The 18,761-nt window shown below is 72.3% G+C and carries 20 protein-coding genes; 13 read left to right on the top strand and 7 right to left on the bottom strand.

Going from position 1 to position 18,761, the window contains the following annotated elements:
* Window positions 1–152 precede the first annotated feature (152 nt).
* The 5 genes from FHS38_RS23270 (at window position 153) to FHS38_RS23250 (ending at window position 5,752) form a co-directional block, all read left to right on the top strand.
* Window positions 153–1,088 (top strand): SIS domain-containing protein, encoded by a 936-nt coding sequence (locus FHS38_RS23270; RefSeq protein WP_184736393.1) that lies wholly within the window; start codon window positions 153–155, stop codon window positions 1,086–1,088.
* Between the two features lie 345 nt (window positions 1,089–1,433).
* Window positions 1,434–2,492 carry an ROK family protein gene (locus FHS38_RS23265; RefSeq protein ID WP_184736391.1) on the top strand — a complete coding sequence of 353 codons (1,059 nt, stop codon included), beginning with the start codon at window positions 1,434–1,436 and terminating at the stop codon, window positions 2,490–2,492.
* Window positions 2,492–3,646 carry an N-acetylglucosamine-6-phosphate deacetylase gene (gene nagA / locus FHS38_RS23260; RefSeq protein WP_184736389.1) on the top strand — a complete coding sequence of 385 codons (1,155 nt, stop codon included), beginning with the start codon at window positions 2,492–2,494 and terminating at the stop codon, window positions 3,644–3,646. Before FHS38_RS23265 ends, nagA begins: the two co-directional genes overlap by 1 nt.
* 183 nt (window positions 3,647–3,829) lie before the next feature.
* Window positions 3,830–4,750: a 1-phosphofructokinase family hexose kinase gene (locus FHS38_RS23255; protein WP_184736387.1), complete on the top strand. Its 921-nt coding sequence runs from the start codon at window positions 3,830–3,832 to the stop codon at window positions 4,748–4,750.
* Window positions 4,751–4,900: 150 nt separating this feature from the next.
* A complete protein-coding gene (locus tag FHS38_RS23250) occupies window positions 4,901–5,752 on the top strand; it encodes a class II fructose-bisphosphate aldolase (protein ID WP_184736385.1) in 852 nt (283 codons plus the stop codon).
* A gap of 12 nt (window positions 5,753–5,764) precedes the next feature.
* Here the strand turns inward: FHS38_RS23250 and FHS38_RS23245 are convergent, their stop codons facing one another.
* Both FHS38_RS23245 and cdgB read right to left on the bottom strand, forming a co-directional pair.
* Window positions 5,765–6,712, bottom strand: a complete 948-nt coding sequence (locus tag FHS38_RS23245) for a carbohydrate-binding protein (RefSeq protein WP_184736383.1) — start codon at window positions 6,710–6,712, stop codon at window positions 5,765–5,767.
* A 200-nt stretch (window positions 6,713–6,912) separates the two neighbouring features.
* Window positions 6,913–8,625 (bottom strand): diguanylate cyclase CdgB, encoded by a 1,713-nt coding sequence (gene cdgB / locus FHS38_RS23240; protein ID WP_184736381.1) that lies wholly within the window; start codon window positions 8,623–8,625, stop codon window positions 6,913–6,915.
* Between the two features lie 339 nt (window positions 8,626–8,964).
* On the opposite strand from cdgB, the gene FHS38_RS23235 reads away from it, so the two are divergent.
* On the top strand, window positions 8,965–9,465 hold the full coding sequence (locus tag FHS38_RS23235; RefSeq protein WP_184736651.1) for a flavin reductase family protein: 501 nt from the start codon (window positions 8,965–8,967) through the stop codon (window positions 9,463–9,465).
* Between the two features lie 24 nt (window positions 9,466–9,489).
* Here FHS38_RS23235 and arfB read toward each other — a convergent pair whose 3' ends face one another.
* Window positions 9,490–9,918: an alternative ribosome rescue aminoacyl-tRNA hydrolase ArfB gene (arfB, locus tag FHS38_RS23230; protein WP_130879338.1), complete on the bottom strand. Its 429-nt coding sequence runs from the start codon at window positions 9,916–9,918 to the stop codon at window positions 9,490–9,492.
* Between the two features lie 210 nt (window positions 9,919–10,128).
* On the opposite strand from arfB, the gene FHS38_RS23225 reads away from it, so the two are divergent.
* Entirely contained in the window at window positions 10,129–10,704 is a 576-nt protein-coding gene (locus FHS38_RS23225; protein ID WP_184736379.1) for a TerD family protein, read from the top strand.
* A gap of 307 nt (window positions 10,705–11,011) precedes the next feature.
* Window positions 11,012–11,218, top strand: coding sequence for a hypothetical protein (locus tag FHS38_RS23220; protein ID WP_184736377.1), 207 nt, complete (start codon window positions 11,012–11,014; stop codon window positions 11,216–11,218).
* Between the two features lie 10 nt (window positions 11,219–11,228).
* On the opposite strand, the gene FHS38_RS23215 is transcribed toward FHS38_RS23220, so the two are convergent.
* Window positions 11,229–11,636: a hypothetical protein gene (locus tag FHS38_RS23215; RefSeq protein WP_184736375.1), complete on the bottom strand. Its 408-nt coding sequence runs from the start codon at window positions 11,634–11,636 to the stop codon at window positions 11,229–11,231.
* A gap of 43 nt (window positions 11,637–11,679) precedes the next feature.
* Window positions 11,680–11,955, bottom strand: coding sequence for a type II toxin-antitoxin system Phd/YefM family antitoxin (locus FHS38_RS23210; RefSeq protein ID WP_184736373.1), 276 nt, complete (start codon window positions 11,953–11,955; stop codon window positions 11,680–11,682).
* A gap of 221 nt (window positions 11,956–12,176) precedes the next feature.
* Here FHS38_RS23210 and FHS38_RS23205 point away from each other — a divergent pair, with 221 nt between their 5' ends.
* Entirely contained in the window at window positions 12,177–13,082 is a 906-nt protein-coding gene (locus tag FHS38_RS23205; protein ID WP_184736371.1) for a hypothetical protein, read from the top strand.
* Window positions 13,083–13,196: 114 nt separating this feature from the next.
* On the top strand, window positions 13,197–13,382 hold the full coding sequence (locus tag FHS38_RS23200; RefSeq protein WP_184736369.1) for an antitoxin: 186 nt from the start codon (window positions 13,197–13,199) through the stop codon (window positions 13,380–13,382).
* Window positions 13,383–13,401: 19 nt separating this feature from the next.
* Here FHS38_RS23200 and FHS38_RS23195 read toward each other — a convergent pair whose 3' ends face one another.
* Window positions 13,402–13,962, bottom strand: a complete 561-nt coding sequence (locus FHS38_RS23195) for a GNAT family N-acetyltransferase (protein WP_184736367.1) — start codon at window positions 13,960–13,962, stop codon at window positions 13,402–13,404.
* A 32-nt stretch (window positions 13,963–13,994) separates the two neighbouring features.
* Window positions 13,995–14,549 (bottom strand): GlcG/HbpS family heme-binding protein, encoded by a 555-nt coding sequence (locus FHS38_RS23190; RefSeq protein ID WP_260420882.1) that lies wholly within the window; start codon window positions 14,547–14,549, stop codon window positions 13,995–13,997.
* A gap of 473 nt (window positions 14,550–15,022) precedes the next feature.
* On the opposite strand from FHS38_RS23190, the gene FHS38_RS23185 reads away from it, so the two are divergent.
* The 3 genes from FHS38_RS23185 to FHS38_RS23175 all read left to right on the top strand — a co-directional run bounded on the left by FHS38_RS23185 (window position 15,023) and on the right by FHS38_RS23175 (window position 18,753).
* Window positions 15,023–16,198 carry a sensor histidine kinase gene (locus FHS38_RS23185; RefSeq protein WP_184736647.1) on the top strand — a complete coding sequence of 392 codons (1,176 nt, stop codon included), beginning with the start codon at window positions 15,023–15,025 and terminating at the stop codon, window positions 16,196–16,198.
* The gene (locus FHS38_RS23180; RefSeq protein WP_184736365.1) at window positions 16,195–16,890 is read left to right on the top strand and encodes a response regulator; all 696 of its coding nucleotides are present in this window, start codon (window positions 16,195–16,197) and stop codon (window positions 16,888–16,890) included. The genes FHS38_RS23185 and FHS38_RS23180 overlap by 4 nt, the downstream gene beginning before the upstream one ends.
* A 315-nt stretch (window positions 16,891–17,205) precedes the next feature.
* Entirely contained in the window at window positions 17,206–18,753 is a 1,548-nt protein-coding gene (locus tag FHS38_RS23175) for a M4 family metallopeptidase (RefSeq protein WP_373301800.1), read from the top strand.
* Window positions 18,754–18,761: the final 8 nt, after the last annotated feature.

The raw sequence follows: 18,761 nt of genomic DNA, 5'->3' as shown, positions 1-18,761 counted from the left end.
TCCGCTGGAGACCGTGAGTCTCTCCCGCGCGCCACCTTACGGGCTACCCGCCCGGCGTCTCGCTTCGGTATCACCCTTCCCCCCATGTCACAGGGGGTGCTATCCACGGTGCTGACCGTTACCCGCACGCACCTCGCAAGGAGCACCCGCGCATGGAACAGTCCGCTCGCAACTCCTCCCGCACCGCCGTGGAGATCGCCACCCAGCCCGACTGCTGGCGCCGCGCGGCCGAGGCCGCTGCCGGGGCGCCGGGGCTGCCGCTGCCCGGCGAGCGGGTGGCCGTCACGGGCTGCGGAACGTCCTGGTTCATGGCCCAGGCCTACGCGGCGCTGCGCGAGGCCGCCGGGCAGGGCGAGACGGACGCCTTCGCGGCGTCGGAGTTCCCCGCGGCCCGCGCGTACGACCGGGTCGTGGCGATCACCCGCTCCGGCACCACGACCGAGGTGCTGGCCCTGTTGACCACGCTGCGCGGCCGGACGCCGACGCTGGCGCTGACCGCCGACCCGAAGACGCCCGTGATGGAGGCGGCGGACACGGTGGCGGTGCTGGACTGGGCGGACGAGGAGTCCGTCGTCCAGACGCGCTTCGCGACGACGGCCCTGGCGTTCCTGCGGGCCGGCCTCCAGACGCACAGCCCACTGCCGGCCGGGGTGCGCACGGTCGCCGAGGCGGCGGCGGACGCGGAGACGGCCGTAGCCGAGCCGCTGCCGCCGTCGGTGCTCGCAGCGGGACAGTGGACGTTCCTGGGATGCGGCTGGGCGTACGGGCTGGCGCAGGAGGCGGCCCTGAAGATGCGGGAGGCGGCGGGCGCCTGGACGGAGGCGTACCCGGCGATGGAGTACCGCCACGGCCCGATCGCGATCACCGCCCCGGGCCGGGTGGCGTGGGTCTTCGGCCCCCGGCCGGAGGGCCTGGCGGCCGACATCACCGCGACCGGCGGCACGCTGATAGCGGACGGCTCCCGCCTGGACCCGATGGCGGACCTGATCCGCGCGCAACGCCTGGCGGTGGCGGTGGCCGAGTCCAGGAACCACAACCCGGACCACCCCCGCAACCTCACGCGCAGCGTGATCCTGCCGACGGACTGACGTCTACGGGGCTGCCGGGTGCCCACCCCTCCCCCACCCAGGGGCGGAGGCGCCGCAGGCCCACGGACCTGAGGGCCCGGGACGCGCAGGTGGGTCGCGGGGCGTAAAGCGAAGCAGCCCCGCGACCCACCGGAGCGGCACGGGCCCGAACCCCAACGAACGCGCGGCGGCGCGACGGCCCGAACCCCCACCACCCGACGAAAGCGGGAAACGGCGCCGCACCCGGCGGCAGAGGCCCCCACCCGGCGAACCCGGCAACGAACGCGCAACCCACGACACGCAGGGGCAGCAGCCTGCCGACGAGTGGACTAGACCTTTCATGCGCAATCGCGCGAGACTGTCCCCGTGAGACACGTCATCGCGCTCGATGTAGGCGGCACCGGCATGAAGGCCGCCCTGGTCGGACCGGACCACGAGCTTCTGTACGAGGCCAGGCGGCCCACCGGCCGTGACCGGGGGCCGGACGCCGTCGTCGCCGGGATCCTCGACTTCGCCGCCGAGCTGCGCGCGGTCGGCCGGCAGCGGTACGGGCGGCAGGCCGAGGCGGCGGGCGTCGCCGTGCCCGGCATCGTCGACGACGCGAACGGCATCGCCGTCTACGCCGCCAACCTCGGCTGGCGCGACGTCCCCCTGCGGGACCTCTTGAGCGAGCGCCTCGGCCGCGTGCCGGTCGCCCTCGGCCACGACGTACGGACCGGCGGTCTCGCCGAGGGCCGGATCGGGGCGGGGCGGGGCGCCGACCGGTTCCTGTTCGTACCGCTCGGCACGGGCATCGCCGGGGCGATCGGCATGGACGGGCGGATCGAGGCCGGGGCCCACGGCTACGCGGGCGAGATCGGCCACATCGTCGTCCGGCCCGGCGGCCCGGTCTGCGGGTGCGGCGGGCGCGGGTGTCTGGAGACCATCGCCTCCGCCTCCGCCGTCAGCCGCGCCTGGGCCGAGGCGTCCGGCGACACCGGCGCCGACGCCGCGGACTGCGCGCGGGCCGTCGCGGCCGGGGACGCCACCGCCCGCGCGGTGTGGCGGGAGGCGGTCGACGCGCTCGCCGACGGCCTCGTCACCGGCCTCACGCTGCTGGACCCCCGTACGTTGATCATCGGTGGCGGGCTCGCGGAAGCGGGGGACACGTTGTTCGCACCGCTGCGCGCGGCCGTCGCCGAGCGGATCACGTTCCAGAGGCTTCCCGGCATCGTCCCCGCGGCGCTCGGGGACACCGCCGGGTGCCTGGGCGCGGGCCTGCTCGCCTGGGACCTGCTCACCGCCGAAGCGGCCGGGCTCACCGCCGAAGCGGCCGGGCTCACCGCCGAAGCGGCCGGCACGGCGAGCGCGCCCGCGGACGGAACCCCGGCGCCTCGCCCCACCCTCCCCACCCCATCCCCCGAATCCACGGAGGTATCCGCCTGATGGTCGAACGAACGGTTCTCACCGGCGCCCGCGTGGTGCTGCCGACCGGTGTGGCCCACGACGGCCGCGTCACGGTCGAGGGTCGGCGCATCGTGGACGACACGGCGCGGGAGGAGCCGTCCCTCGATCTCAGCGGTCACTGGATCGTCCCCGGCTTCGTGGACGTCCACGTGCACGGCGGCGGCGGCGCGTCGTTCTCCGCCGGGAGCGCCGAGGAGGCGCTCACCGCCATCGGAACGCACCGCGCGCACGGCACGACGACCATGGTCGCCTCGACCGTCACCGGCGACCTGGACGACCTGGCCCGGCAGGCGGCCGTCCTGGCCGAGCTGACCGAGCAGGGCGACCTGGCGGGCATCCACTTCGAGGGCCCCTTCATCTCCCCGCACCGCTGCGGCGCGCACCAGCCGGGGCTGCTGCGCGACCCCCACCCGGCGGACGTGCGCAAGCTGATCGACGCCGCGCACGGCGCGGCCCGCATGATGACGCTGGCGCCGGAGCTGCCGGGTGGCCTGGACTCCGTGCGGATGCTCGCCGACAGCGGCGTCATCGCGGCGGTGGGGCACACCGACTCCACGTACGAGGCCACGCTGGAGGCCATCGACGCGGGCGCGACGGTCGCCACCCACCTCTTCAACGCGATGCCGGGGCTGCTGCACCGCGCCCCCGGCCCGATCGCCGCGCTGCTGGAGGACGAGCGGGTCACCGTCGAGCTGATCAACGACGGCACGCATCTGCACCCCGCCGTCCTGGAGCTGGCCTTCGCCCGGGCGGGCGCGGACCGGGTCGCGTTCATCACCGACGCGATGGGCGCGGCCGGCATGACCGACGGCATGTTCCCGCTCGGCCCGATGCGGGTCGAGGTCAAGGACGGCGTCGCGCGGATCGCCGACGGGCCCACGGCGGGATCGATCGCGGGATCGACGCTCACGCTGGACACGGCGTTCAAGCGCGCGGTGACCGTCGACGGACTGCCCGTCGAGGACGCCGTGCGGGCGCTGTCGGTGAACCCGGCCCGGCTGCTGGGGGTCGCCGACCGGGTCGGCTCGCTGGAGCCCGGCAAGGACGCGGACCTGGTCGTGCTGAACGGTTCGTACGACCTGGTGGGCGTCATGCGCAAGGGCGAATGGCTGATTAAGCCCGAAGTGAAGTAATTTGCACCGCCCTTGAGCGGTGACGGAACAGCGGCGGCGGGTCCCCAGGTCTGGGCCTGCCGCCGCTGTTTTGGCATGATCGCTCGCGCCGGGCGTCCACGAACCCCCGGTACGGACAGCAGGGTTGCCGTCATACGGTCCCGCACGACGTTCCCGCACGACGGCCCCGGGAGGGAGACGCCGGTGATCCTCACCGTCACGCTCAACGCCGCGCTCGATCTGACCTACCGCGTCCCGCGGCTGCGTCCGCACACCTCGCACCGCGTCACCCACGCCGCGGAACGCCCGGGCGGCAAGGGGATCAACGTCGCCCGGGTGCTGGCCGCGCTGGGCCACGACACCGTCGTGACGGGCTTCGCGGGCGGCGCGACGGGCGAACTCCTGCGGCGGCACCTCGCAGACGGTTCGGACCGGATCACCGACGCCCTCCTCCCCCTCACCGGCGACACCCGCCGCACGGTCGGCATCGTCGACGAGTCCACCGGCGACTCGACACAGCTCAACGAGCCCGGACCGGACGTCGCCCCGGAGGAGTGGGCCGCGTTCGGCGACGCCTACGGCCGGCTGCTGCGCGACGCCAAGGCCGTCGCGCTGTGCGGGAGCCTGCCGCCGGGCGTGCCGGTGGGGGCGTACGCGCAGCTCGTACGGGCCGCGCGGGCGGCCGGGGTGCCCGTGCTGCTGGACACCGACGGGGAACCGCTGCGCCGCGGCATCGCCGCCCGGCCGGACGTGGTCAAGCCCAACGCCACGGAACTCGCCGCGCTCACCGGCTCCACCGAGCCGCTGCGCGCGGCGCACGACGCCCGCCGGCGCGGCGCCCACGCCGTCGCCGCGTCCCTCGGCCCGGACGGGCTGCTGGCGCTCACCCCCGACGGCGCCTGGCGCGCCGCGCCGCCCCGCCGGCTGACGGGCAATCCGACGGGCGCCGGCGACTCCGCCGTCGCGGGCCTGCTGTCGGGCTGGGCCGAGGGCCTGTCCTGGCCGGACCGTGTCGCCCGGGCGGTGGCCCTGTCGGCCGCGACCGTACGGGCCCCGGCGGCGGGCGAGTTCGACCGCGCGACGTACGAGGGCCTGCTGCCGCAGGTGAAGGTCACTCCGGCGTGAGTCCACGGCGAGCCGGGGCCGGTCGGGCGCTGCCGCCCGTCACCATGGGCCCGCGGCACGGCACCACCCGGCGGATGCCGCCGGCACCGGACCGGCCCCGCCGCCGCGCGGGGTCACGAGGGCCGTTACGGCCGGAGGGTTGAGGCAGTCATGCCACTCGTCAGCACCGCCGAACTCGTCACCGAGGCCCGCGCCGCCGCCCGTGCGGTCGCCGCCTTCAACGTCATCACCGTGGAGCACGCGGAGGCCATCGCGGCGGGCGCCGAGGCCGCCGGCGCGGGCGCGGTGCTGCAAGTGTCCGAGAACGCGGTGAAGTTCCACGGCGGCGACCTCGCGCCCATCGCCGCCGCCACGGCCGCCGTCGCCCGTGCATCGACCGCGCGGCTCTCGCTCCACCTCGACCACGTCGAGGACGTGGCACTCCTGCACGCCGCGCACGCGCACGGCTTCGGCTCGGTGATGTTCGACGCGTCCAAGCGCGGCTACGGAGAGAACGTCAAGGCGACGGCGGAGGCCGTGCGTTGGGGCCACGAGCGCGGCATGTGGGTGGAGGCGGAGCTGGGCCGGGTGGGCGGCAAGGCGGGCGAGCCACCGCTGGACGCGCACACCCCGGGCGTGCGGACCGACCCGGCAGAGGCGGCCGCCTACGTCGGCGACACCGGCGTCGACGCCCTCGCCGTGGCCGTCGGCAGCTCGCACGCGATGACCGAACGCACGGCGGCCCTCGACCACGCCCTGATCTCCCGGCTCAGCGGCGCCGTGCCCGTACCGCTGGTCCTGCACGGCTCGTCGGGCGTCCCGGACCGGGAACTGCGCCGGGCCGTCGCCGCCGGCATGACGAAGATCAACGTCGGTACGGCCCTGAACACGGCGTTCACGGGCGCGGTCCGGGCCTTCCTCCAGGCCCACCCCCAGGCCGTCGACCCGCGCAGGTACCTGGCACCGGCGCGGGAGGCGATGGCCCGCACGGTGGCGGGGTTCCTGCGGACCGTCAGCGGCTGACGGCCCGGGTCGTCAGCCGTTCTTGGGGGAGATCCAGAGCTGGTCGAGGTGCACGTCGCACGAATTGCCGGCCTCGCAGGAGAGCCGGATGATGTTCGTGCCCTTGTTGAGCTTGACCAGGGACCAGGTGGTCTTCCACCCGTTCTCCCAGTCCTTCGTGCCGCCGAAGTTCTTCATGTTGATGGCGCGGGTGTCGGCCTTGCCGTTGGCGAAGATCGTGAGGGCGGCGTCCGTGCCGGGCACGCCGTAGCGCGCGTTCAGCCGGTAGTCGCCCTCCTTCTCGACGTCCACCTTCCACTCGACGCCGGCGCCCTGCTTGTTCATGCCCGCGATGTAGAGACCGCCGTCGCCCTGCGCGCCCGGCACGGTCTTCTCCGTGACGGCGCCGCCGCTGAGCCGCAGGCTCGCCGCGTCCTCCTTCGGCAGCTTGGCGGGCTTGCGCTTCTCCGGCTCGCTCTTCTTCGTCTCGTCGGGCTTGTCGCCCTCGGCCGGGGTCTGCTTGTCCTCGCCGCCGCCGTTCGCGGTGTTCTGCTGTTCCTTCTTCTCGTCCGAGCCGTTGGCGAAGATCGCGACGCCGATGCCGCACACGACGACCGCGACGACCGCTATGGCGGCGATGAGCGGCCCGCGCCGCTTGGACCGGCCGGCGGCGCGCCCGCCCTGGTGACCGCCCTGGGCGGAGTGCTGGGGGGCGCCGCCGGGGAGGGTCTCGGGGGCGGCGTAGTGCGGGGCGGGGCCGGTGCCCGGGGCCTGCTGGCCGTAGGTCACCTGCTGCTGGGGCTGCTGGCCGTACTGGCGCGAGCCGACCGGGCGGACCTGGTTGTACGACGTACGGGGGACGCCGGGCTGGTGCGCCGGCTGACCGCCGTCGGTGCCCCCGTCGCCGCCTTCCGAGCGGTACAGGTAGCCGAACGGGTCGTCGCCCTCCGGCGTGCCCTGGCCGTTATTACCCGCCGTCATCCCCTGTCACTCCCAACATGGTGTTGCCCATCGGCGCCCACCTGCGTACGCGCCTGAACCCGCGGCCGTGGAGGCCGGGGCGGCCCGGCCGGCTACCGCGGGTTCGGATGGCCAAAATTCATGATCGATTCACGGTCGGCGTCGGTGCCGCATCGGCGCAGCCTACCCCGATAGAGGGATACCACGCCGTGGTCTGGACCTCAGCCCGCGCGCCGCCCGGCCTTGGACCGGGACCGCTTCTCGACGTACATCCGCTGGTCGGCGGAGGCGAGGACCTCCTCCGCGGACATTCCGCACGCGGCCCAGCCGATGCCGAAGCTGGCCCCGACGCGAACCGCCCGGCCTTCCACCCTTATGGGCGGAATGATGGCATTGCGCAGCCGGACCGCGAGGTCCTCCGCGTCGGCGCGGCCCAGCCCGTCGGCGAGGACGACGAACTCGTCACCGCCGAGGCGGGCCACCGTGTCGCCGTCGCGCACGCCGTTGCTCAGCCGGCGGGCGACCTCGATCAGCACGGCGTCGCCGGTGTGGTGGCCGAAGCGGTCGTTGATCGACTTGAAGCCGTCGAGGTCGCAGAAGAGGACGGCCAGGCCCTTGATGCCGTCGTCGGTCTCCTCGTCGGGCGCGATGGTGTGCACATGGTGGTCGTACCCGGCCTCCGGCCCGCCGCGGTACTCGTCGGGGGCGCAGTCGCCGCCGCGCTCCGGCGTGTAGTCCGGGCCGGCGTCGGCGCCGAAGCCGTGTCCGTACGCGGCGCTCTCGACCTCGGCGAAGCCGTCGAGACAGCCGTACGGCCCGACGGCCGCCGCGTGGGTCTCACTGCCCGCCGGGCGGTCGCAGAGCCGGCTGCCGAGGCGGGCCCGCAGCTCGGCGCTGTTCGGCAGCCCGGTCAGGGAGTCGTGGCTGGCGCGGTGGGCGAGCTGCAGCTCGTGGCGCTTGCGCTCCTCGATGTCCTCGACGTGGGTGAGCAGGAAGCGCGGCCCGTCGGCGGCGTCGGCCACCACGGAATTGCGCAGCGAGACCCAGACGTAGGTGCCGTCGCGGCGGCCGAGACGCAGCTCGGCCCGGCCGCCCTCGGCGGAGGTGCGCAGCAGGGTGCCGACGTCCTCGGGGTGCACGAGGTCGGAGAAGGAATAGCGGCGCATCTGCGAGGCGGACCGGCCGAGCAGTCGGCACAGGGCGTCGTTGGTGCGGTGCAGCCGGCCGTGCTGGTCGCCGCCCATCTCGGCGATGGCCATGCCGCTGGGCGCGTATTCGAAGGCCTGGCGGAAGCTTTCCTCACTGGCGCGCAGCGCCTGCTGCTCGCGTTCGAGTCTGACCAGGGCCCGCTGCATGTTTGCGCGTAGCCGAGCGTTACTGATCGCAATCGCGGCTTGGAAGGCATACATCTGGAGCGCTTCGCGCCCCCATGCGCCGGGGCGGCGACCGTTGCGCGGTTTGTCGACCGAGATGACACCGAGCAGCTCGCCGCCCGAGGCCCCCGCGGTGTACATCGGGGCGAAGAGACGGTCCATCGGGTGCCACTCGTCGGCGAAGCGCGGGGCGGGCCCGGTGGTGTGCCACTGCGGGACGTCGTCGTCGTCGAGGACCCACCCCTCGGTGTACGGGATGAAGCGCAGATCGCCCCAGTGGTCGCCCATCGCGAGCCGGCGCTCCCACGACACCCGCGAGCCGACCCGGCCCGCCATCAGGGCCTCCGCCCCGGCGCTGCCCGCGACGGCGGCCACGACGAGGTCCCCGTCGGGGCGTACGAGATTGACGGCCGAGAGCTCGTAACCGAGCCCGGCGATGATGCCGTCCGCCACGGTCTGCAACGTGTCCGCGAGGCTGCGCGCGGTGTTCAGATCAGCGACTACTTGATGCAACTGCCTCAAGGTCGCCAGGCGGACATACGGCTCCGACTCGGTCTCCATAGCTCGCTCTCCCCCGAGACCCCGACAGCAACTCCAGGCTTCTTGTCGTCCGCTTACCACGGCCACTGAATCACAGCGAGCTGACCACTCGGTACACAGGGTCAACAATATCCGCCCTCTGTGACCCATGTCACAGAGGGCGGTGGAGTCCTACTACTGGCGTTCGAAGGCGTTCTTATGCTTCCTGAACGCAAATCCGGAACCCTCACGACCTAGGACCCCCGATCGGCCCCGCCTGGTTCCCCCGCCCGATGCGGCACGGCGGACGGGGCAGCTAGCGTGCGGAGCGTGTTGCAGACGACTACGCCCCTCCAGACCGCCATAGCCCATCCTGATGGGGTGAGCGCCGACGAATTCCGTGCCGCCCTCGCCCGCCTCGCCGCCGGCGTGGTGCTGGTGACCGCGCACGACCCGGAGGACGGCCCGCGCGGCGAGGACGTCGGCATGACGGCGACCGCCTTCCTGTCCGTCTCCCTCGACCCGCCGCTGGTCATGGCGAGCGTTCGAAACGGCTCCCGGATGGACGACCTCCTGGCGGACCAGCCGCTGTGGGCGGTGTCCGTACTCGCCGAGAGCCAGCGTCACATCGCGGGACGTTTCGCCATGAAGGGGCGCATCAGCGACCGGCTGCTCTTCGAGGACATCGCGTACACGCGCGGGGAGGCCTCGGGCGCGCCGCTGGTCGGCGGCGCGCTGGCGGTGCTGGAGTGCCGGACCGAGCAGCGGGTCGTGGCCGGGGACCACACGCTGGTCATCGGCCGGGTCCTGACGGCCGCGGCCCCGACCTCGGAGGCCGGACCGCTGACGTACTTCCGGGGCCGGTACCGCACGCTGGCCTGAACCGGCCCCCGCCCGACGCGGCGCTCAGGACCAGTCGCGCCCGGAGCGTCCGCGCTTGGTGTCGCTCCGCTGCTTCTTGTTCCGCAGCCGCCGCTCGTTGATCCCGCGCGGGATCTTCGTCGCGCGCCGGGGCCGGGGCGGCGGCGCGGTCGCCTCGGCCAGCAGCGCGGCGAGCCGCACGGCGGCCGTCTCGCGGTTGCGCCACTGCGAGCGGTGCTCCGAGGCCCGCACGGTCACGACCCCGCCGACCAGCCGGCTCTCCAGCCGGGCCAGCGCGCGCTCCTTCCACACCGGCGGCAGCGCCTCGGTGCGGGCGAGGTCGAACCGCAGCTCGACCTGGCTGTCGCTGGTGTTGACGTGCTGGCCCCCCGGACCGGAGGAGCGCGAGAAACGCCACATCAGCTCGGCCTCCGGCAGGGAGACCGAACCGCGGATGACGTGTGGACCGGACATGACACCCATGATCCCGTGTCGGAGCCGGGTGCGTCACCTCGTTTTGCGCCTGCCCTCACGACGCCCGCATCAGGAATTGGCAAAGAAAGTAAAGAGGGCTGGAACCCTTCGGTCCCCCACTCGCGTTATCGGGGGTGACGGTAGCTTCGTGCGCGGACCTTCGTACGTGCACCACGAGGCCCGACGAATCGATAGAAAGGGACCTATCCCATGGCTGTAAGCCTGTCCAAGGGCGGCAACGTCTCCCTCACCAAGGAGGCCCCGGGCCTGACGGCCGTCACGGTCGGCCTCGGCTGGGACGTCCGCACCACCACCGGCACGGACTTCGACCTCGACGCGAGCGCCATCGCGGTGAACCCGACGGGCAAGGTCTACTCCGACGCCCACTTCGTGTTCTTCAACAACAAGTCCACCCCGGACCAGACCATCGTGCACACCGGTGACAACACCACCGGCGTGGGCGAGGGCGACGACGAGCAGATCAACGTCAACCTCGCGGCCCTGCCGGCCGACGTCGAGAAGATCGTCTTCCCGGTCTCCATCTACGACGCCGAGTCCCGCAGCCAGAACTTCGGCCAGGTGCGCAACGCCTACATCCGCATCCTCAACCAGGCCGGCGGCGCCGAGGTGGCCCGCTACGACCTGAGCGAGGACGCGGCCACCGAGACCGCCATGGTCTTCGGCGAGCTGTACCGCAACGGCGCGGAGTGGAAGTTCCGCGCGGTCGGCCAGGGCTACGCCTCGGGCCTCGCGGGCATCGCGCAGGACTTCGGCGTCAACGTCTGACACCGGCACGGCGCGCGGCCGGCCACGGGCTGAGCCGGGAGAGGGTCACTCCGCCGCGGGTGGCCCTCTCTTCGTACCCCTCGCGACCGCCCCCACCACCACACCTCCGGGTGCGTCCATCCGGCGGAGTCCCCTGTTTCCGCCCGACCCCGGCCCCTACGATCGAAAACCGCCGGGGGGCGTGAAACGCCTGACTGTTCATGGGTGAACGGCTACTACCGATGTTGGCGGCCTGCTGACATCATCACTCGGGAGGCGCACATGAACTGTCCCGCATGTGGATCTTCAGACATGAGGCAACTCAACAATGGAAACTGGCGGTGCGAAGACTGCGGCGCAGTCACGTCTGGATAGGGCGGCGTGGGATGCGCTGGACCCCGAGACACGGGAACGGCTGGCGGCGTTCGTGTCGCCCGAGGAGTTCACGGTGACGGCCGGCAGTGCGGAGTCCGCCGAGAGCTTCCAGCGCTTCATGGACACCCTGGACCGGGCCGAGCAGCACAACATCCTCTAGCCGTGGGCGGCTACTGCCGCAGGACGAGCGAAAGCACCTCGGAACCGATGCGCGCGCCGTCCAGAAAACGTTCCACCACGACGGGTTCGTCCTTCAGCCGCATACGGCCGGTGATGCACTCCGCGGCCGTTGCCTTGCGGAAGACGATGACGTAGTTCCACGCCTGCTCGTCGCCGTACGAAGGCTCTTCGTACTGACCGAACCTCAAAGCCTCGGTGAGCTTGGCCCGGTGCTCCTTCAGCAGCCCGCGGCGCCAGTAATAGCAGGGCGGCGGCTTGCCGCCCTCGTCCTCGTCCTCCGGATCCGGTGGGATCGTCAACCCGTGCTGAATGACGTCAAACAGGCTTTCTACGAGCACTCGGCCGCAACCATAGAGATCCTCGCAGGCATTGATGCTGAGTAAATAGGGTCGCTGCACCGCTCTTTTATAGCGCAGCGCCCCGCACGCCTCAGGCGTACTTTCAAGGCGCCAGTCCCAGCTGACGACGGGCGGTATCCGGATCCAGCAAGGTCCGGTTGCCGTCGTCATCGGGCAACGGCGCACGTCCGGCGATGCTTTGGATCGCCGCGTCGATGGTGACGTCCTCCAGTGGGGCGATCGCGGCGAGGAACTTGCCGTGCCGAGTGATGAGCGCAGGCTGACCCGATTGGCAGATCTCCTGGACCACCTGGGACGTACGCTGCGAGAGCTCACGCATCGTGACGATCCGGGCCTCACTCAAGCTGACCTTGGTCATATGTCTCTCCTCATGCCTCGGGTGCGCCCGCCCCAGTGTGCCGCAACTTGTCCATCAAGATGTAGTACATCTGTGGAGCGAAGATGCTGCAAGTTGGATACCCGCCAAAGGGCGGGCACACCCTCGAACTGCCCCAGAACACCTTCCCCGTACGGTAATTGAGCATGTCGCGCGTAGCGCGAGCAGGAACATCGCACGTCGCGCCGGAGAAATGAGGTCAGGTGTCGCTGCCCCAGGGCACACCCCCCGCCACAGACGTCACTCCCGACCGCGGTACCTCGATCCGCGAGGCCGCTCGCTGGCTGACCACGGCGTTCGCCGCCGTCGGCACGGTGCTCGTGGCCGGGCTGCAGCTGGGGTCGCTGGGCGGACTGGGCACCGAGGAACCCTGGCGGCTGCCCCTGGCGCTGGGCGCCGTTTTCGTCGCCCTCCTCGGCACCGGCTGGATGATCGTCCGAGCCGCTCATGTGCTGATCACACCCGATCTGACCTGGACCGATCTCTTCGTCAACCACGAGATACCCGCGATCAGACGCCGCGGCAGCGCACAGCCGCTACTGTCCGCCGGCCGCAGCCATCTCTCCTACGACGCGCTGCTGCACCTGCTCAAGGAGGCGAGCTCCACCGAGGCCGTGCCGTTCGAAGGCACCGCCGCCATCCGGCGGAAGCTCGAGAGCGCCCGCGCGCGGGCGGCGCACACCCCGACGGACACCGAGGCCCAGGAGCGCGTCGCCGCCCTGGAACACGCCGTCACCCTCTGTCTCACCCGGGCCAACGCCTGGCAGTCCCAGCAGCTCTATCGCGCCCTGATCCGCACGCTGTTGCGCACCGGTGTCCTCACCGCGGCCTGCCTCGTCGTCTACGCCTGGGCGGCCAACCCGCCCCCGGAGCAGTCGCCGCAGGTCAAGCAGCCCGTACCGGTGAAGGTCCATCTGCGCGCCACCGCGGACAAGCTGCCCGGCACCGCACTGGGCAAGCAGTGCCACCGCCGCACGATCACCGGCGTCGCCGTCGGCGGGCGGCTCGACGAACCCGTCGTCGCCGTCCCCGCCACCGAGGACTGCGCGGCGGCCCGCTTCACGGTCACCCCCGAGCTGGGCGTGGCCGTACCCGCCACGAAGCCCTGAGCCGGGGCTTCCGCACGCCGCCCGAGGGCCCCCGCGCGCCCTCCCCCGCGGATGCGGGCCCGGCCGAATGCGGAGATGCTGAGGTACGTCAGACATTCCACGAGGAGGACGGCTATGTCCATGCTCGACAAGCTCAAAGGTCTGATCAAGGGGCACCCGGACCAGGCCCGCCAAGGCGTCGAGAAGGCCGGTGACGCGTTCGACGCGAAGACGCAGAACAAGTACCAGAGCCAGGTGGACACGGCCCAGCAGAAACTGGGCGATCAGATCGGCAACCGGCCCACCGACGAACCGAAGTAGGCCGGAGAGGCGGGCGACGTCACCAGAGCCGGTCGATCTCGCCCGGGTAGAGCCCGATGCGGCAGTGCCGGAAGGCCGCCGCGTCGCGCTTTCCCCGCTCCGTGAAGAACCCGGCCATGGTGACCTTGTCGAAGCCGGGCCCGTCACTGGGGAACGGAGCCCGCCGCGTCCCGCCGACGAGAACGGCCCCGGCCAGCTCGCTCCACCCCGCGCTCTCGTAGAAGCCCCGCAAAGGGCGGTCGCAGGTGAACAGCCCCAGGTCCGCGCCGCTCTCCGCGATCAGCACACGGGCGGCGGCGACCAGCTGCCGCCCGTAGCCGCGGCCCCGCCACGCGGGGTCCGTGACGACCGCGCTCAGCCCGGCGGCCCGATAGCGCCGACCGCCGTGGACGATGTCCTTCGACAGGATGTCCAGCACCGCCGGTACATCGCCTGCCGGCGATACGAGCAGCACCGTCACGGGCCGCAGCGCGGGATCGTGGTCACCGCCGGCACCCGGCCACACCCCGTCCCGCAGCGTGCGCGCACGGGCGCGGAGATCCGCCGGGACCTCGTCCTCGGCGAACGTCCTGATCTCCACGCGGTCCCCCTGCCTCTCGCCGTCGCGGCAGACTAGCCCAGTGCGGCGACACCCGCCTGGGCGAACTTCTCGTCCAGGTCACCGCTCGGTGCCCCCGCGACCCCGATGCCCGCGACCGGCGCGCCCTGCGCCTGGACCGGGGCGCCGCCCGGCAGGAACAGCGTGCCGGGGATGTCCTTGAGGTTCGGGGCGCTCTGGAGGCGCTTGACCAGCTCCGAGGTGGGCGCGTTCCAGGACACCGCGGTGAAGCCCTTGCGCACGGCGGACTCGTACGACTGCGGGCCCGCGCCGTCGCCGCGCAGCGTGACGAGGGTGTTGCCGTTGCGGTCGACGACGGCGACCGAGACCTTCTGCCCCTCCTTCTGCGCCGCGGCGAGCGCGCCCTGCGCGGCCTTGGTGGCGGCGGCGAGCGACAGGTGCGTCGACTGGTTGAGGTTCTTGCCGGCGGCGGCGCGCACCGGGGTCTGCTGCCCGGCGGCGGGCGAGGCGGTCGCGGAGACGGCACCGAACGTACCGGCCGCGACGGCGGCGACAGCCGCGGCACCGGTGAGTACGCGGGCCCGCTTGGACATGGTGGGGATCTGCATCATGCGCTCCTCGTGAGATGAACCGTGTCTCCATCCTTGAGCCGCCCCGCCCCCCCGGACATCGCCGTCCCGGCTGCACCCCGCACCCCCGTCGTCGGACCCCCGTGTCAACCGATCGGCCGATGCGGGGTGCGCTCCGCGCGGGTTAGAAGTGTTTTTGGCCGGCCCGCCCACCGGGCTGACGCCGTCGCGCTCCCGCGCCGGGGCCCGTAATACCACCGGCGTGATGGCCTGCCGGGTGCCCAACCCTCCCCACCCAGGGGCGGAGGCGCCGCAGGCCCACGGGCCCGAACCCCAACAAACGCGCGGCGGCGCGACGGCCCGAACCCCCACCAACCGCCGAAGGCGGGAAACGGCGCCGCGCCCGGCAGACTGAGGCGCGCCCCCCGGCGAACAAACCGACGGCAAGGAGAAGCGTGCAGCACCAGCCCCACACCGCGCCCGACCCGGACGCCCCCTGGCTGGAAGCCGTCATGCACGCGGCCTTCTTCCTCCTCCTCGGCGCGTCCCTCGCCCGCTTCCTCATCCGCCATCCCGGCGAACCCCGCACCCCCTGGATCATCGCGTTCAGCGCGGCCCTCGCCCTCCTCTATGTACTCGGCCCCGTACTGGGCGGCGGGCCCGGCGGCCCCGGTGGAACGGACGGCCCCGGTGGAACGGACGGCCCCGGGCCGAGCGCCCGGCGGTTCACCTGGCTGGGCGCCGTCGTCGCGTCCTGGGTCGTGCTGGTCGTCCTCGCGCCGAGCTTCGCGTGGTGCGCGGTACCCCTCTTCTATACGGGCCTGCGCACCCTCCCCGCCCGCGCGTCGCTCGTGCTGGTCACCCTGCTCACCACCCTGGTGGTCGCCGCGCAGTTGCGCCTCGCCGAGGGCTTCGACCCCAACCTCGTGCTCGCCCCGCCCGCCGTCGCCGCGATCGCCACCGCCGTCTTCGTCCACACGCAGCGTCAGGCCGCCCGGCAGCGCGCGCTGATCGACGACCTGATCCGTACGCGCCGCGAACTCGCCGCCACCGAGCGGCGCGAGGGCACCCTCGCCGAGCGGCAGCGGCTCTCCATGGAGATCCACGACACCTTGGCCCAGGGCCTGTCCAGCCAGCAGATGCTGCTCCAAGCGGCGGACCGCACCTGGGATTCGGATGCGGAGGCGGCGCGTCGGCATGTCCGTACGGCGGCGGACATCGCCGCCCGCGGGCTGGCCGAGGCGCGGCGGTTCGTGCACGATCTGGCGCCGCCGCAGTTCGACGGGGGCGCGGGGCTGGAGGACGCGCTCCGGGCGCTCGCCGCAACGGAGTCGACCGCCGTCTCCGTGCGCTTCCACGTCGAGGGCGTCTCCGTCCCGCTGCCCGACCGCGTGCGGTCGGCCCTGCTGCGCATCGCGCAGGGCGCGCTGGCGAACGTGACCGAACACGCCGCCGCGACGACGGTCGCGCTCACCCTCAGCTACCTGGGCGATCAGGTGGTCCTGGACATCGCCGACGACGGGCGCGGCTTCGACCCCGGCGCCGCCCCGGCGCCCGGCGGGGCCCGCGGCCACGGGCTGCCCGCGATGCGGGCCCGCGTCCGTCAGCTCGGCGGCACCCTGACGATCGAATCGGTGCCCGGCGAGGGCACCGTGCTGTCCGCGTCCGTCCCCTTGGAGACCCCGTGACCCCGACCGATCCTTCCGGGACGGCCCCCGTCCGCATCCTGCTCTGCGACGACCACGCCGTCGTACGGGCCGGGTTGCTCGCTCTGCTGGGCAGCGCGCCCGGCATCGAGGTCGTCGGGGAGGCGGGCGGCGGCGAGGAGGCGGTCGCGCTGGCGGCGCGGCTCCGGCCCGACGTGGTGCTGATGGACCTTCAACTCGGGCCGGGGATGGACGGTATCGAGGCGACCCGCCGCATCGTCGCGGACGCGACGGCGGTCGCGGAGGTCGGCGCCGACGCCGGAAAGCGCGCCCACGGCCCGTACGTTCTCGTCCTCACCACCTACGACACCGACGCCGACATCACCCGCGCCATCGAGGCCGGGGCGACCGGCTATCTGCTGAAGGCCGAGCGGCCGGAGGAGTTGTTCTCCGCGATCCGCGCGGCCGCCGAGGGGCGCACCGCGCTGTCGCCGCCCGTCGCGGGTCGCGTCATGGCCCGGATGCGCGGCGCGGGGCGGCCCGCGCTCACCGAGCGGGAGCGCGACATCCTCGGTCAACTCGCCCGCGGGCTCAGCAATCGCGAGATCGCGAGGGCGTTGTTCATCAGTGAGGCGACGGTGAAGACGCATTTGGGTCGGATCTACGACAAGCTCGGCGTCGACACGCGCGCGGGCGCCGTAGCGGTGGCCAAGGAACAGCGGTTGCTCAGTTGAACACTCCGGTACGCCGTCAAGTGCGTACCAATCGGGAGCAGTTCACCGCATAGCGGATCCAATCAACCGCTGTTAAGAAAACGCTAGATCAAATCCTTGTTGCGCCCCTGTCAATGACAGGGAAGTGATGGCACTCTCTCCTCAATTCGCTCTTGCACCACTCCTGCACCAAACGGGCGGTCCCCACCGGCTGCCCGAACCCCCCTCATTCGGCCGCGAGTTCGCGGCCCGCATTAGGAGCCAGAGTTGAGACTCATCACCTCCACCTCCCGCAAGCACACCCTGCGCGCCGCAGCGCTGGTCGCCTCCGCCGCCATGGTCGCCGTCGGCGTCCAGACCGGTTCGGCGACCGCCGCGGCCGACCGCGAGAACGGCGCCACGGCGCTGGCGCTCTCCGCCGGTCAGCGGGTGTCCGCGCTCAAGGACGCGCAGGCGGGAGCCTCCTCCACCGCTGCCAAGATCGGCCTCGGTGGCAAGGAGAAGCTGGTCGTCCGGGATGTCGTCAAGGACGCGAACGGCACCGTGCATACGCGCTACGAGCGCACCTACGACGGCCTGCCGGTGCTCGGCGGCGACCTGGTCGTGCACCAGGCGAAGAGCGGCTCGCGCAGCGTCACCAAGGCGACCGAGACCGACATATCCGTGCCCACGACGTCCGCTTCCCTCGCGCCCGCCGCGGCGAAGCAGAAGGCGCTCGGCGTGGCCGCCGCGGAGAAGACCGCCAAGGCCGACGGCCAGGCCCCGCGCAAGGTGATCTGGGCCGCGGGCGGCAAGGCCGTCCTCGCGTACGAGACCGTCGTCAAGGGCGTCCAGAAGGACGGCACCCCCAGCAAGCTGCACGTGGTCACCGACGCGGCCAGCGGCAAGACGCTGTTCCAGCGCGAGGCCATCGAGACCGGCAGCGGCACCAGCACCTACAGCGGCACCGTTCCGCTGACCACCACCAAGACGTCCTCCGGCTACGCCCTCACCGACGGTGCGCGCGGCGGCCACAAGACGTACGACCTGAAGCAGGGCACGTCCGGCACGGGCACGCTCTTCACCAACTCCAGCGACGTCTGGGGCTCCGGCCGCCAGGCCGCCGCCGTCGACGCGCACTACGGCGCGGCGGTCACCTGGGACTTCTACAAGAACGTCCTGGGCCGCAGCGGCATCAAGGGCGACGGTGTCGGCGCCTACTCCCGCGTCCACTACGGCAACGGCTACGTCAACGCCTTCTGGGACGACGACTGCTTCTGCATGACCTACGGCGACGGCGAGAACAACGCCAACCCGCTGACCTCCCTCGACGTGGCCGCCCACGAGATGACGCACGGCGTCACCTCGGCCACCGCCGGACTGAACTACAGCGGCGAGTCCGGTGGCCTCAACGAGGCGACCAGCGACATCTTCGGCACCGCCTCGGAGTTCTACGCCAACAACTCCTCGGACGCCGGTGACTACCTCATCGGCGAGAAAATCGACATCAACGGCGACGGCACCCCGCTGCGCTACATGGACAAGCCGAGCAAGGACGGCGGCTCGAAGGACTACTGGTCCTCCAGCCTCGGCAACAACGACGTCCACTACTCGTCGGGCCCGGCCAACCACTTCTTCTACCTGCTGTCCGAGGGCAGCGGCGCGAAGACCATCAACGGTGTGAGCTACAACAGCCCCACCTACGACAACTCCAAGGTCACCGGCATCGGCCGGGACAAGGCCACCAAGATCTGGTACAAGGCCCTGACCACGTACTTCACCTCCACCACCAACTACAAGGCGGCCCGCACCGGCACCCTGAAGGCCACCGCGGACCTCTACGGCTCCACCAGCACGGAGTACAAGACGGTCGCCGCCGCCTGGACCGCCATCAACGTGAAGTGACCACGTCG

This window comes from Streptomyces netropsis (assembly GCF_014203545.1).
GTDB classification, from domain to species: Bacteria; Actinomycetota; Actinomycetes; order Streptomycetales; family Streptomycetaceae; genus Streptomyces; species Streptomyces netropsis.
Note: the sequence above shows the minus strand (reverse complement) of the source record. Positions and strands in the feature narration are given on the sequence as shown.

What these genes read in the sequence shown, in the direction of transcription:
- FHS38_RS23185 (WP_184736647.1), top strand. Translation starts at nt 15,023, where the DNA reads ATGCACGCGGCCTTCTTCCTCCTCCTCGGCGCGTCCCTCGCCCGCTTC.
- nagA (WP_184736389.1), top strand. Translation starts at nt 2,492, where the DNA reads ATGGTCGAACGAACGGTTCTCACCGGCGCCCGCGTGGTGCTGCCGACC.
- FHS38_RS23250 (WP_184736385.1), top strand. Translation starts at nt 4,901, where the DNA reads ATGCCACTCGTCAGCACCGCCGAACTCGTCACCGAGGCCCGCGCCGCC.
- FHS38_RS23245 (WP_184736383.1), bottom strand. Translation starts at nt 6,712, where the DNA reads ATGACGGCGGGTAATAACGGCCAGGGCACGCCGGAGGGCGACGACCCG.
- arfB (WP_130879338.1), bottom strand. Translation starts at nt 9,918, where the DNA reads ATGTCCGGTCCACACGTCATCCGCGGTTCGGTCTCCCTGCCGGAGGCC.
- cdgB (WP_184736381.1), bottom strand. Translation starts at nt 8,625, where the DNA reads ATGGAGACCGAGTCGGAGCCGTATGTCCGCCTGGCGACCTTGAGGCAG.
- FHS38_RS23220 (WP_184736377.1), top strand. Translation starts at nt 11,012, where the DNA reads ATGGAAACTGGCGGTGCGAAGACTGCGGCGCAGTCACGTCTGGATAGG.
- FHS38_RS23190 (WP_260420882.1), bottom strand. Translation starts at nt 14,549, where the DNA reads ATGCAGATCCCCACCATGTCCAAGCGGGCCCGCGTACTCACCGGTGCC.
- FHS38_RS23175 (WP_373301800.1), top strand. Translation starts at nt 17,206, where the DNA reads ATGGTCGCCGTCGGCGTCCAGACCGGTTCGGCGACCGCCGCGGCCGAC.
- FHS38_RS23225 (WP_184736379.1), top strand. Translation starts at nt 10,129, where the DNA reads ATGGCTGTAAGCCTGTCCAAGGGCGGCAACGTCTCCCTCACCAAGGAG.
- FHS38_RS23200 (WP_184736369.1), top strand. Translation starts at nt 13,197, where the DNA reads ATGTCCATGCTCGACAAGCTCAAAGGTCTGATCAAGGGGCACCCGGAC.
- FHS38_RS23210 (WP_184736373.1), bottom strand. Translation starts at nt 11,955, where the DNA reads ATGACCAAGGTCAGCTTGAGTGAGGCCCGGATCGTCACGATGCGTGAG.
- FHS38_RS23270 (WP_184736393.1), top strand. Translation starts at nt 153, where the DNA reads ATGGAACAGTCCGCTCGCAACTCCTCCCGCACCGCCGTGGAGATCGCC.